Origin of the sequence: Psychrobacter sp. LV10R520-6 (assembly GCF_900182925.1) — a bacterium.
In the GTDB taxonomy this organism is placed as follows: domain Bacteria; phylum Pseudomonadota; class Gammaproteobacteria; order Pseudomonadales; family Moraxellaceae; genus Psychrobacter.
In genome coordinates this window covers 3045618-3058808 of sequence record NZ_LT900024.1, presented here as the reverse complement: position 1 = coordinate 3058808, position 13191 = coordinate 3045618, and the positions used below count along the sequence as shown (strand labels likewise).

Here is a 13191-nt window from a genome sequence, read left to right as displayed (position 1 = left end):
TATAAAACACATCAATAATAAGGAGACAGCAATGTCTAATGTTACCAATAAACTGACCATAAATTTATCAAAAGCTTTACTCATGGGTGTTTGCTCATTGGGGCTTGCTATAAGCGCTACAGCGGCTCCGGTTGCGACAAACACAACTATTAGTAAATCTTCACCGATATTTCTTGGTGATGGCGGTGAATATCCGTTTTCATCAGCCGTTCGGGTGGGTGATACTTTATATATGTCTGGCCAAATTGGCTTTAAAGACGGCAAATTAGTTAAAGGCGGTATTAAAGCCGAAACCAAGCAAACATTGGATAATATTCAGGCGGTCTTATTACAATATGGTTATCAAAAGTCAAACATCATCAAATGTAGCGCCATGCTCACCAATATGGACGACTTTAGTGACTTTAATAAAGTCTATCAAAGCGAACTCGCTAAGCCCTACCCTGTCCGCTCAGCCTTTGGGGTAACAGAATTAGCGGCCGGTGCTAGCGTTGAGATTGAATGTATGGCGGCGAAATAATTAACCACTCTAACCTTTATGCAAAAGCATAATATAGTTAATCTACTTGGAAATGGATACAGCGTGACTGGGAGAAATTTTTGCAGCCTCTGGAGTGGCACAGCCGCACAGCAAGCAAGAAAAATTTTACCAGTTACGCGAGTTTGTATATTGTATTTATAATATAGCCAATCATTTTATCGACCCTTTCTAGTCAATCACTTTATCAACCCTTTCTAGTCAATCAAAGCGTCATCCGTCAGGGCGCTTTCTTTAGTTACCCGTAACACTTCCTCTAACGTCGTCCGTCCCGCTATAACTTTACGTAGACCATCGGCACGAATCGAGGGTGTCTGTTGCCGAGCATAGGTTTCCAGCTCATATTCTGCAGTATTACTATGAATCATACGCCGCAGAGCATCATCAACGGGAACCACTTCATATATGGCTGTCCTGCCCTTAAAGCCAGACTGATTACACTTATCGCAGCCGACCGGCCTGGGTAAATTAATGACTGTCTCTACTGAATGCGTAGATTCTATATCAATACCAATTTCAGTAAATAACTTTGCCTGTTCAGGATCGGCGGATTGCCAAGTATGACAATGTGTACAGAGTGTGCGAACTAGCCGCTGCGCGATTACCCCAATCAGTGACGACGACAATAAGAACGGCTCGACGCCCATATCTTGTAGGCGAGTCACGGCACCAATTGCACTATTAGTATGCAAGGTTGATAATACCAAATGTCCTGTTAGCGACGCTTGCACCGCAATCTCAGCGGTCTCAATATCACGAATTTCACCAACCATCACCACGTCAGGATCTTGCCGTAACATCGCCCGCAGACTCTTAGCAAAGGTCATATCGACCTTATTATTGACTTGCGTCTGGCCAATACCGTCGAGCTGAAACTCAATCGGATCTTCAGCGGTCAATATATTGCGCGTTTGGTCATTCAGATCAGTCAAGGCAGCATATAAAGTGGTGGTTTTCCCTGAGCCCGTAGGACCAGTGACTAAAATGATGCCATGCGGACGATGAATTAAGCGCTTAAGCTCACTATAGTCGTTATCGGACAATCCCAAATAAGTCATATTAAGATGACCGGCTTGTTTGTCTAATAAACGCATTACCACTCGCTCACCAAAGCTCGACGGCAAGGTTGACACCCGCACATCGACTTCGCGCCCTGCCAGCCGTAAGCTGATACGACCATCTTGCGGTACCCGCTTCTCAGCGATATCGAGCTTGGCCATAACCTTGATACGCGAAACCAGTAGCGGCGCCAACTGACGTTTAGGGGTGATGATTTCTTTAAGTTCGCCATCAACTCGGAAACGCACTACCAGCCGCTTCTCAAAAGTCTCAATATGAATATCTGAAGCATTAAGACGAATGGCTTCGGACAATAGCGCATTGATCAGGCGAATAATGGGCGCGTCATCCTGCTGATCCATCAAATCTTCAGTCTCAGGAACGCTATCCGCTAAACTATCAAGATCAGGATGGTCTTCAAGGCCAGCGGCAATATGCTGAGACTCGCCAGTGTTACCCGCATAGGCAGCATTCATACGTTTTTCAAAATCGTCCACACTAACACTGTCATAGGTTGGCACGCCGCGCACGCCTTGTTGCTGTAAAAACCGCACCGCTTCATTGATAGCAGATAATGGCGTGACGGTAGTGAGTACCAATGTCGGTGGCAGCTCAGGATCAATCGCAAGAATAGCCAAAAGCTGATGGCGTTTCGCAAAACTGTACGGCAATTGCATCATAAAGACGACCTGATAAATAAAGATAACTAAAGAATTAAAGACATAAAAAGCGTTGCGTGCTTAAATGGTTGAGCGGGGTAAATATTAAAGTAAGCATGCATGAGTTTGTTATAATAACATTTTGTTTTGTTCGATTAGCAAGGCATTCACAACGCTTATTTATTTGTTAAATAGAATTGTCATTTGCATGATATCGTTGGTATCTTACATTAACTTTTAATTTGATATTTTATTCATTTTTTTATATTTTATAACTGATTTTATAACTATTAGTTATTAGGATTCCGTATATGTCACAAGCCATGAACCAAGCTACCACCACTGCTACCGACCAAACCTCTCTTGCCCAAGATACTTTTACCGTTGGTAGTCGTACGTTTTCGTCGCGACTGCTCGTAGGTACGGGCAAATATAAAGACATGACCGAAACTGGCACAGCTATCGCGGCATCAGCAGCTGAAATCGTGACCGTTGCCATTCGTCGTACTAATATTGGTCAGAATAAGGATGAGCCTAATTTACTTGATGTGATTTCGCCGGATAAATATACGATTTTGCCCAATACTGCTGGCTGCTACGATGCTGAAAGCGCAGTGCGTACTTGTAAGCTTGCTCGTGAGCTACTTGGCGGGCATAATTTGGTCAAGCTTGAAGTATTAGGCGATGAAAAAAGCCTTTATCCCAATATCATAGAAACCCTCAAAGCGGCAAAAGTGCTGGTTGATGATGGCTTTGAAGTGATGGTTTATACCTCAGACGACCCTATTGTCGCGCAAGAATTAGAGAGTATGGGCTGCGTGGCGATTATGCCGCTAGGTAGCTTGATTGGTTCTGGTCTTGGTTTGCTGAATCGCCATACGTTAAGTTTGATTGTCGAAAACGCTAAAGTACCCGTGCTGGTCGATGCCGGTGTCGGTACCGCATCAGATGCCTCGATTGCTATGGAGCTTGGTTGTGATGGTGTGCTAATGAACTCAGCGATTGCCAATGCTCAAAATCCAGTACTGATGGCGCAGGCGATGAAACACGCGATTTGGGCCGGACGTGAAGCCTTCTTAGCCGGACGTATGCCGATGCGTCAGATAGCGCAGGCTAGCTCACCGCAAACTGGATACTTTTTTCAGTAAAACGAATTTTAGATAAGTTTCTACACTGATATTTTTAGCAAAAAGCTAACAATCAAAAGCTAATAGTGAAATAATAAAACGAATCTAACCTAAACCGCTGTTTATATTGATGCGCCGTCATTATGGCGACTTATAGCACGCAGCCCACTGACCTTAAAGGACACGCCATGCGATTGTTGACGGCAGTCGATCAATTATTTTTACTTCTTGAGTCGCGTAAGCAGCCCATGCACGTTGGTGGTTTATTTTTATTTGAGCTACCAAAAGAGGCACAAGGCGCGAATAGCGATTTTGTCTATCAGTTGGTTCAACAAATGCAAACATCTACGGTGCCGCCCAGCTTTCCCTTTAATCAAGTACTTGAGCATTTACTATTTTGGAAACAGGATGAGGACTTTGATGTTGAGCATCATTTTCGTCATGTCGCCCTACCTAAGCCAGCACGCGTCCGCGAGCTGCTCATGTATATTTCAAAAGAACACAGCCTCCTGCTAGATCGGGCCATGCCATTATGGGAATGTCAAGTCATTGAAGGCATTCTTCCAGAAACTGAAAACAGTCCTGAACGTTTTGCGTTATATTTTAAAATTCATCACTCTTTGGTCGACGGTATTGCTGCCATGCGCCTTGTCCAAAAATCTCTATCACAGTCGCCAATTGAGCCGATGACGTTGCCCGTATGGTCTCTAATGGCACGCCATCGTAACCAAGTCGATGCCTTGCTACCCGCTGGTCGCTCGGTGAGGCGCATCATAAAAGAGCAGATGGCGACTATTAAACCAGTCGTAACCGAGCTATTAGACAATATTAAGAATCGCAGCGATGATGATTATGTCGGTACTTTTGATGCACCGATGACTATTTTTAATCAGCGCATCTCAGCTTCACGGCGGATAGCCGCGCAATCTTATGACATGCAGCGCTTTCGTGATGTTGCAGATAGGCTTAATGTCAGCATCAATGATGTGATTCTTGCGGTCTGTTCAGGCGCTATTCGTCGTTATTTAATGGAAATGGACGCTTTACCAAGTAAGCCACTGATTGCGTTTGTGCCAATCTCATTGCGTAGCGATGACAGCGCCACAGGCAACCAAATCTCATTTTTATTGGCCAATTTAGGCACCCATTCACACGATCCAATGCGTAGGCTACAACTGATTCACCATAGTATGAATAGTGGTAAACGCCGCTTTGGCCGGATGAATCAAGCACAGGTTATTAACTACAGCGCTGTCGCCTATGCGTGGGAAGGTTTGAACTTATTGACTGGTTTATTTCCTAAAAAACAGGCCTTTAACTTGATTATCTCTAACGTACCCGGTGCCAAAAAGCCGTTGTATTGGAATGGGGCACCGCTCAAAGCCTTATATCCAGCGTCCATTATATTCAATGGACAGGGCATGAACATCACGCTTGCCAGCTATTTAGATAAGGTTGAATTTTGTATCACTGCTTGTAGTAAGCTGCTCCCCCATGTGCAAGACATGCTGACATTAATTGATGAAGAGTTGAGCATACTGGAAAATATCAGCGAACAGAAGCGCTTAGGCTTGCGTGAATAAGTTCAGTTGCGACCGCTTAACGGTTACCAGTAGCCTTAATAAAAGCTCAATAAAAAAGCTGATCCCATAATGGAATCAGCTTTTTTTAATAACCAGGTTTTAACAACCGTGCTTTTATGAAGTTGATGCTTAAACCGCATCACCCCATGTCGGTACGACAATTTGCATTAGTGGTTTTAATAATTTTACATTACAGGCAAAAATAGAACCGGACGTCATCGAGTCATGGGTACCTTTATGATCAACCACCACACCGCGCGCTTCGGTAACAATCAACTCACCAGCAGCGATATCCCACGGCTTAATAGACATCTCAAAGTAACCATCGAAACGACCCGCAGCAACGTAGCATAAATCAAGCGCAGCAGAGCCTAAACGGCGAATTTGACCACCGGCTTCACTTACCTTTAGTAAACTTTCAAAATGCTCTTTAGCATAAGAGATAACTTCACCATTGCGCATGCGTTCAAGCGGATGACCGGTCGTGAATAGACCACCATCAATCGTTTTGCGTTCGCTCACTTGCATACGGCGATTGTTCAAGCGCGCCCCTTTACCGCGGCTGGCAGAGAACATCTCGTCACGAACAGGATCATAGACCACGCCGTGTTGAGTGACGCCTTTATGCTGTACCGCAATAGATACACAGAACTGCGGGACACCGTGAACGAAGTTTTTGGTGCCATCTAGCGGATCAATAATCCAGCACCAGTCAGCCTCTTCGCCGCGACCTTCTTGCATACCAAATTCTTCACCCAAGAATGAATGATTGGGATAGCTGGCTTTTAGGGTCTCAATGGTCAACTCTTCGCTAAAGCGATCGATACGCGTGACCAGCCCATCAAGCCCTTTTGACTCGATATCTAGCTCAATTTTGTGGCGGTTTTCATGTGCATATAAAATCTCTTTACCAACTTTTTCTGCAGTACGCGCTGCGATGACGACCATGGGTTCCATAAATAACCTATCTACTTAATGAATGAATAAAACGAATGAATAAAACGAATGAATAAAACGAATGAATAATGCTAATCAATAAATAATGCTAACCTTGTTTCCACAACATGCCAATAGCCGCTGTATCACACCACATCTATGCGATCTTAAAAAATACTAACCGCATTATACTAAAAATACTCAATAACAATGAAAAAAACCGTCATGCTCGCCAAACCAACCATCATCATTGGTCGTCGTCACAAACTGCGCAAGTTGTAAAACAATCAGCACCTACGGCAAGCAGGCGTTACTTCGATTAAATTTTTCTTAAAATCATATTAAAACTAACTTAAAGCTGGCTTAATTCTATTGTTTGAGAACTTTTAAAAATTTTCTGTACTTACTTGTGTACTTACTTAAAACAGCTTTAAGACAATAACCGATGCAGTTGCGTAACCACACCGCTCACGTCCAGACCGCAATCGGCCAATTGTTCTACTTGTGAGCCATGCGCAACGAAACGATCAGGAATACCAATATTACAGATGGCCGGACGGCTCCTCTTGAAGGCAGAGGAGTCATTGAGCAAATACTCGTTTACCGCACTACCCGCACCGCCCATAACCATATGCTCCTCTAAAGTCGCGATATGGGTCACACCTTGCGTAAGTAATGTTTCTAATAGTTCCGTATCTAAAGGCTTTACCCAACGCATATTAACGACTTGCACCTGACAGCCTGTCTCAGCGCTATCATCAGTCATCAATAATTCAGCTGCTCGCCCGGCCGTTGAAACCATCGTACCAAACGCTAATAGCGCTAGTTTAACAGTCGCATTCTCAGAACCTAATACGGACTCTACCACCGCTTGGCCAATTTTATAAGCTTGTGCAGGACGCTTAATAGTCGCGCCGGTACCCGTACCGCGTGGATAGCGTACCGCCGTGCACCCTTGGTATTCATAACAGGTATTGAGCAGCTGATAGCATTCGTTTTCATCTTTGGGCGCAGCAATTAACACATTGGGCACACAACGCAAAAACGCAAAATCAAACACGCCAGCATGAGTCGCTCCATCTTCACCGACTAAGCCCGCCCGATCAATGGCAAACGTCACATCCAGATTTTGTAGGGCAATATCATGAATAAGCTGATCATAACCACGCTGTAAAAATGTCGAGTAGATCGCTACGATTGGCTTGACGCCTTGAGTTGCCATACCACCAGCCAACGTTACGGCATGTTGTTCAGCAATAGCCACATCAAAAAAGCGCTTTGGAAACTGGCGGGCAAACTCAATCATCCCCGAGCCTTCTTCCATCGCGGGAGTAATCGCTAGCAGCTTATCGTCCTGAGCCGCTTTATCACATAAGAACTGTCCAAACACTTGCGAATATTTTAAGGCCGGCGTGGTTACTGGCTCGCTATTGCTTTCTAACTTGTTACTTTCTAACTCATCACTATTAGAAGGATTATTCTTTTCAGAATCACGGTCGTCAATATTTCGAGTAGCACTGTCTTCAGCAGGTAATTTACCGATGGCGTGATAGCCAACCGGATCTACTTCAGCTGGGGAAAATCCTTTACCTTTAGTGGTATAGATATGTACTAACACCGGGCCTGGTATCTGCTTGGCCAAGGATAAGACGCGTAGCAGCTCAGGGATGTTATGACCATCAAATGGACCAAAATAAGTGAAGCCAATCGCTTTAAATAAATTGTCTTCTAACTGCGGAACATCACGCTGCTCTTTATGACGCTTACGTCTATCAAAGCCCTGCATAATCGGACGTTGGCGTAATACTGGCACGCCTGACTCTGAGATATCGACCTGATAGCCTGATTCCCACAGCATCGCTAAATGCCGTGAGAACCCACCAATGGAGCACGATATCGACATATCATTGTCATTTAAAATCACTAACAAGTCAGCGTCTTGCTGTACGGCATCATTCATGGCTTCAAAAGCCATACCAGCCGTCATAGCGCCATCGCCAATCACACAAGCAACGGTCTGCGCACGACCTTGGTAACGCAATGCCAAACTCATGCCAAGACCCGCTGAAATTGAGGTCGATGAATGTCCGACACCAAAAGTGTCATAGACAGACTCTATGCGCTCAGGAAAAGCCGTCAAGCCCCCTTTAGCGCGGATAGTTCTCAGCTGATCACGGCGACCCGTCAACACCTTATGGGCATAAGCTTGGTGACCCACATCCCAAACAATCTGATCTTGCGGAGTATCCAACAGATAATGGAGCGCAATAGTCAGCTCAACCACCCCTAAATTTGCCCCAAAGTGTCCCCCACTTTGTCCCGCTGAATACAATAGAAATAGCCGCAGCTCATCAGCCAAGGTTATTAGCTGAGCGGTTGTGAAGGTCTTAATGTCAAGGGGCGCGTCAATATCGTCAAGCAGCGGTGTATGAGGGCGCACGCGTGGAATCACCGCGTAGGTCTGTTGCAAACTTGATAGCTGTGCAGCAGAATCAGAAGCTGATGGCGTAGATGACGACGTAGGTAATGACCAAGACTGTGGAAAAAGAGGTGACTGCTGCATAAACCGTACGATACCTACCAATCTGCTGACAAGATGCTACCTTAACATATCATTATATGCCGTTATCTTATTGATAAGGCTACATTGATAAGATTTGCATCACTATTTGTATGATTATTTAGATAACAATTTATATAAATATTACCTAAATAACCCTCTATATAACCATGAACAACGTTGAATACGCCGTCATAATGAATAATAAATCATAATATGCTTCCTATAGCGCCGCTAATCATTAATATTGTGCTTAGCTATTATTATGCCTAGTTATTTTGCATCAATATCATAGGTTAGTGACGACACAGTAATGTAAGGGCAAAAACTTGTCACTGTATCCGTTAAAATAGTATGGCATAATAGCATTTTTTTTTAATTATCGCTTTAATCATCGTGTGTGGTATGTGAAATTTGTGTGTTTTTCTCGCAAATTCGATAAGCGTGCTATCCTCACGAACAGGTTATACTAATAACAACGCAGCTATAACGCTATGGTTATTACCACATAGCTATTATACCATGGCTATGCCAACCCCCTCTACCGCCACGATGATCGGCCTATGCAGGACATCAATGTCACATCAATTTATCACCAGTGCCAAATTGCCTACTCGTCACGGCGAGTTTGATATACATATCTTCGAAAATGAAGACGGTCAAGAGCATGTGTTGCTCACGGTCGGTTTACCGGTAGTAGATCATGACGCATCTACCACTATAGCCACTAATAGCAGTGATCATAAGCTGGCAGAACGTCCTACTCCGCTGGTACGTATTCACTCTGAGTGCTTAACGGGAGATGCTTTTAGTTCGTTAAAATGTGATTGTGGCGCGCAGCTCAATACGGCCATGCAGGCAATACAAGAGGCTGGCTGCGGTGCTATTTTATATCTGCGCCAAGAAGGACGTGGTATTGGACTGACCAATAAGATTCGCGCCTATGCCCTCCAAGATCAAGGTCATGATACCTTAGATGCCAATCTGATGTTAGGCTTGCCAGCTGATGCGCGTACCTATGAGATGTGCGGGCCGATGCTAGCGCATGTTGGCGTTAATGAGGTGCGCCTTATTACCAACAATCCGGATAAAATCGCTTATTTAAACGAGCATGGTATTAAGGTGACTGAACGTGTGCCGCTGGTCGTTGGGGTTAATGATATCAATGCCAATTATCTAGCAACCAAGCGTGACCGCATGGGCCATCTGTTCGATAAAGAGTTTTATACCGAAGCCCATCTTAATAAATAGCTTCATTAATAAACAGCTTCATTGATAAACAGCGCCTTTATTCACATAAATCATTATTATAGATATTTCTATGAGCATTCCTAGCATAAATAGCAAGACGACGAACAATACCTGTGACAGCATAACGGATACGGTTACTCCTTCTCCGAATGATATCTTGCGTGTGCGTGAGTTTTTAGTGGATTTACAAGCGCGTATCTGTCGAGCATTGGAAGCGCAAGAAGCTGATGGTGGAGGCAGTGCAACTTTTACCCCTGATGACTGGGAACGTCCCGAAGGCGGCGGTGGTCGCTCATGTATTTTGGCAGATGGTGATGTTATCGAAAAAGCTGGCGTTATGTTCAGCCATATTCACGTCCATAATTTACCGGCATCAGCGACCGCGCGCCATCCTGATATTGCAGGACGCAAAGCGCAAGCTATGGGGGTCTCACTGGTTGTCCATCCCAAAAACCCTAACGTCCCGACCAGTCACGCAAACGTACGCTTATTTGTCGCCGAAGCTGTAGGCGAAGATCCTATTTGGTGGTTCGGTGGCGGCTTTGATCTAACGCCGTTTTATCCGGTATTAGCAGATTGTGTACACTGGCATCAAGTCTGTCACGACCTCTGTGCACCCTTTGGTGATAGCGTCTACCCCGACTTTAAGCAGTGGTGTGATGAGTATTTTCATCTGCGCCACCGTGATGAACAGCGCGGAATCGGTGGGTTATTTTATGATGATGTCAATACTGAAGGCCGTGGCTGGGACTTTGACACCTGTTTTGAGTTTATGAAAGCGGTCGGTAATGGTTATTTGGACGGTATTACCCCCATTTTTGAGCAGCGTAAAGAGACTCCCTATACTGACGAACAACGTGAGTTTCAACTCTACCGCCGCGGTCGTTATGTTGAATACAACCTAGTCTATGACCGCGGAACGCTATTTGGGCTACAAAGTAATGGCCGTATTGAATCTATCTTAGTAAGTATGCCGCCACTTGCCAGCTGGCACTACCGCTTTGAGCCTGAACCTGGGACTCCAGAGTTTGAATTGACCGATTACTATTTAAAACCGCGTGATTGGTTGACTTTATAGTCCTTATTGGCATAATGGAAGACTAAGTAGACAAACAAATGTTTTACTAGACTACTTATTTTCACAACTATAGACTTCATTTATATTTATAGTTTTTCATAATGTATAAATAATTTTAGTAGATTTTTTAGGAATTGCTTTAACCACTACAAGCTTAGTAGGTAGAACCTTATTCTCACATTGGATTCTGGATTACATTTGTTTACGTGCAGTACGTAACTCACGTACATTACTTATAACTGTCACAGTTACATTATTAGCAATACTTACCCCACTCTCAACTATCATAATTTTTGGCGTAGATACCATCTTGCCAAATCATAATCAAGCAGCAGTTTTGGCTATTTGAGGCTGATAAGGCATCTGGTGTTTTAACACACCAAAGCAGATATGGACAAGTTTTCGCATGGCAGCACAAATGGCTTGCATCTTACACTTACCATTAGCTAAGAGGCGCTCATATTGAGCTTTTATATCAGGATTCCATCTGGTTGAGACTACTGCTGCCATGTACAACTTAGCTCTAATAGCACTAGAACCATTTTTAGCCAAGCGGGTTTTACCTCTAAACTGACCGGACTGCACTTGCTTGGGTATCAGTCCTAAGAATGCTGCCGCTTGCGAGGCTTTAGTAAAGCTTTTATTGTGCATTAAGGACAGCATCTGTCTTGAGGTGGCAGGACCAACGCCTTTAATTGTCTGAAGCAGTACTTGGTCTTGTTTAAGGTTAGGATGATCCTCTACATGAGTATCAATGTCATCGTTGAGATTAGCTATAGCCTCTTTTAGGGCACTAATCATCTGTTCAATAGAGGTTTTAACGATAACAGCAGTATCCGTGGCATCCGCTTTCTCTTGACGGTTCTGCTCACGCATTAGGTCTTGTTGCAAAGCATCTAGGCGAGATAGCAGGGACTTTAAATGACGGGCTTCAGCCGGCGGCGGTGTCCATAGATTAGGTTTGGCACTATGGGCGTAACGCGCTAGTAGAATACTGTCTTGTTTGTCTGTTTTATGACGAGAGCCTAAGCTATCCGCATAGCTTCTGACAAAGGCAGGATTAACGATACTAACGGATAGCCCTTGGTCATACAGGTAGTAGGCGATGTTCTCATGATAGACGCCAGTGGCCTCTAAGATGATATGAATGTCGCTCAAATCTTCAGTCACGTTGGATTTGAGCCAGTCAATCAACTTTAAGAAGTCGGTACTGTCGTTCTTAAAGACTTTGGTTTTAACTTTAGGTTTTTCGATGTCTTTAAGCCAAGCAAGATCAAGTTTGGCTTTGCTGATGTCTATTCCAATATACTGTGTCATCTTATTATCTTCCCTTGTTCATTCAGTGTCACTTATACTAAGGCACTTGGATACCATTCAGATTGTGAAGATGAAAGGATGAGCATTGGGCGTAATCTACGTTACAGTGTCTAAGCACTAAGGCTGTGGTCACGCTCACAATGCTCGTGAGTAGATGATAAAGTATATCAAGATTTGATTAAATTTAGCATCTAGTCAAGATACAAGGCTGTGGCTTTAGCCCAGCGTTTTTGGCAAATGGTTACGATTGACTGGGCTAAAAGCGCCAGCCTACGATAGCCCATATTAAGTTGAGAGTCGCGTAATACTTCTAAAAATCTGCTGACAAAGAAAAAATTCAGAAAACCAGTCGTTTTAAAATTCTATTTTAAAACATTTAATAGCAGTGATTTAATTTGTTAGCGAGCATTTATTTGCTACGGCGTCTTATTAATAGCCACCTATAAAGGAGTCTATACATGTCACGGATTCACAGTAATAAATCGTTAAATTCTATTTTTGGTATCACTTTAATGACCGCCTTACTGGGTCTAACTGCTTGTAGTAGCCCTGCTAACCCTGATGTCAAAGCACGTCAAGATATGATGAAAAGCTATGGCGATGCTACGGGTGTCATGGGTGATATGGTGAAAGCTCCGGATACTTTTGATGCGGCGGTAGTTAAAGAGCAAGCCGCCTTCTTAGCCGAGGATTCCAAAAACCCTTGGAGCCATTTTGAAGACCAAGAAGCCGTTGGTAATGCTACCGAAGCCGTTTGGTCTAATACTGATGACTTCCGCACTAAGTCAGAGAACTTTCAACAAGCGACCGCTGAGCTGAACAACGCTGCACAAACAGCGACTAGCGTTGAAGATTTCAAGCCTGCCTTTGTTGCCGTTGGTAAGAGCTGTAAGTCTTGCCATACCGACTATAAAGTAAAAGATGCTGACTAATATCTAACTGGGCATTATCTATTTACTAATAACAATAGAACCTATAACGCGGCAAACAGACCATCGTTTAGCGCATAAAAAACGTTATGACGATTTCATATTATCTTACGGTGAGTTGGTGCTATTTTCACTATTGCTATCATGCTTATTC

10 protein-coding genes are annotated in these 13191 nt (G+C 43.9%); 6 read left to right on the top strand and 4 right to left on the bottom strand.

Annotated features, from left to right (window positions below):
- The first annotated feature begins 31 nt into the window (after positions 1-31).
- Positions 32-520 carry a RidA family protein gene (locus U1P77_RS12845; RefSeq protein ID WP_321155349.1) on the top strand — a complete coding sequence of 163 codons (489 nt, stop codon included), beginning with the start codon at positions 32-34 and terminating at the stop codon, positions 518-520.
- 215 nt (positions 521-735) lie between these two features.
- Here the strand turns inward: U1P77_RS12845 and gspE are convergent, their stop codons facing one another.
- Entirely contained in the window at positions 736-2277 is a 1542-nt protein-coding gene (gspE, locus tag U1P77_RS12840; protein WP_321155348.1) for a type II secretion system ATPase GspE, read from the bottom strand.
- 302 nt (positions 2278-2579) lie between these two features.
- Here gspE and U1P77_RS12835 point away from each other — a divergent pair, with 302 nt between their 5' ends.
- Together U1P77_RS12835 and U1P77_RS12830 are read left to right on the top strand one after the other, a co-directional pair.
- Positions 2580-3404 carry a thiazole synthase gene (locus tag U1P77_RS12835; protein WP_321156704.1) on the top strand — a complete coding sequence of 275 codons (825 nt, stop codon included), beginning with the start codon at positions 2580-2582 and terminating at the stop codon, positions 3402-3404.
- Positions 3405-3571: 167 nt separating this feature from the next.
- Complete coding sequence (locus tag U1P77_RS12830) at positions 3572-4966, top strand: WS/DGAT/MGAT family O-acyltransferase (protein WP_321155347.1); 1395 nt, start codon at positions 3572-3574, stop codon at positions 4964-4966.
- Positions 4967-5095: 129 nt separating this feature from the next.
- Here the strand turns inward: U1P77_RS12830 and U1P77_RS12825 are convergent, their stop codons facing one another.
- Both U1P77_RS12825 and U1P77_RS12820 read right to left on the bottom strand, forming a co-directional pair.
- A complete protein-coding gene (locus U1P77_RS12825; RefSeq protein ID WP_321155346.1) occupies positions 5096-5923 on the bottom strand; it encodes an inositol monophosphatase family protein in 828 nt (275 codons plus the stop codon).
- A gap of 409 nt (positions 5924-6332) precedes the next feature.
- Positions 6333-8465: a 1-deoxy-D-xylulose-5-phosphate synthase gene (locus tag U1P77_RS12820; RefSeq protein WP_321155345.1), complete on the bottom strand. Its 2133-nt coding sequence runs from the start codon at positions 8463-8465 to the stop codon at positions 6333-6335.
- 573 nt (positions 8466-9038) lie between these two features.
- On the opposite strand from U1P77_RS12820, the gene ribA reads away from it, so the two are divergent.
- On the top strand, positions 9039-9713 hold the full coding sequence (ribA, locus tag U1P77_RS12815) for a GTP cyclohydrolase II (protein WP_321155344.1): 675 nt from the start codon (positions 9039-9041) through the stop codon (positions 9711-9713).
- A 70-nt stretch (positions 9714-9783) separates the two neighbouring features.
- Positions 9784-10791 carry an oxygen-dependent coproporphyrinogen oxidase gene (hemF, locus tag U1P77_RS12810; protein WP_321155343.1) on the top strand — a complete coding sequence of 336 codons (1008 nt, stop codon included), beginning with the start codon at positions 9784-9786 and terminating at the stop codon, positions 10789-10791.
- Between the two features lie 324 nt (positions 10792-11115).
- Here the strand turns inward: hemF and U1P77_RS12805 are convergent, their stop codons facing one another.
- Entirely contained in the window at positions 11116-12108 is a 993-nt protein-coding gene (locus U1P77_RS12805; protein WP_321155342.1) for an IS110 family RNA-guided transposase, read from the bottom strand.
- A gap of 458 nt (positions 12109-12566) precedes the next feature.
- Between U1P77_RS12805 and U1P77_RS12800 the strand changes: the two genes are divergently transcribed.
- Positions 12567-13040, top strand: coding sequence for a c-type cytochrome (locus U1P77_RS12800; protein WP_321155341.1), 474 nt, complete (start codon positions 12567-12569; stop codon positions 13038-13040).
- Positions 13041-13191 lie beyond the last annotated feature (151 nt).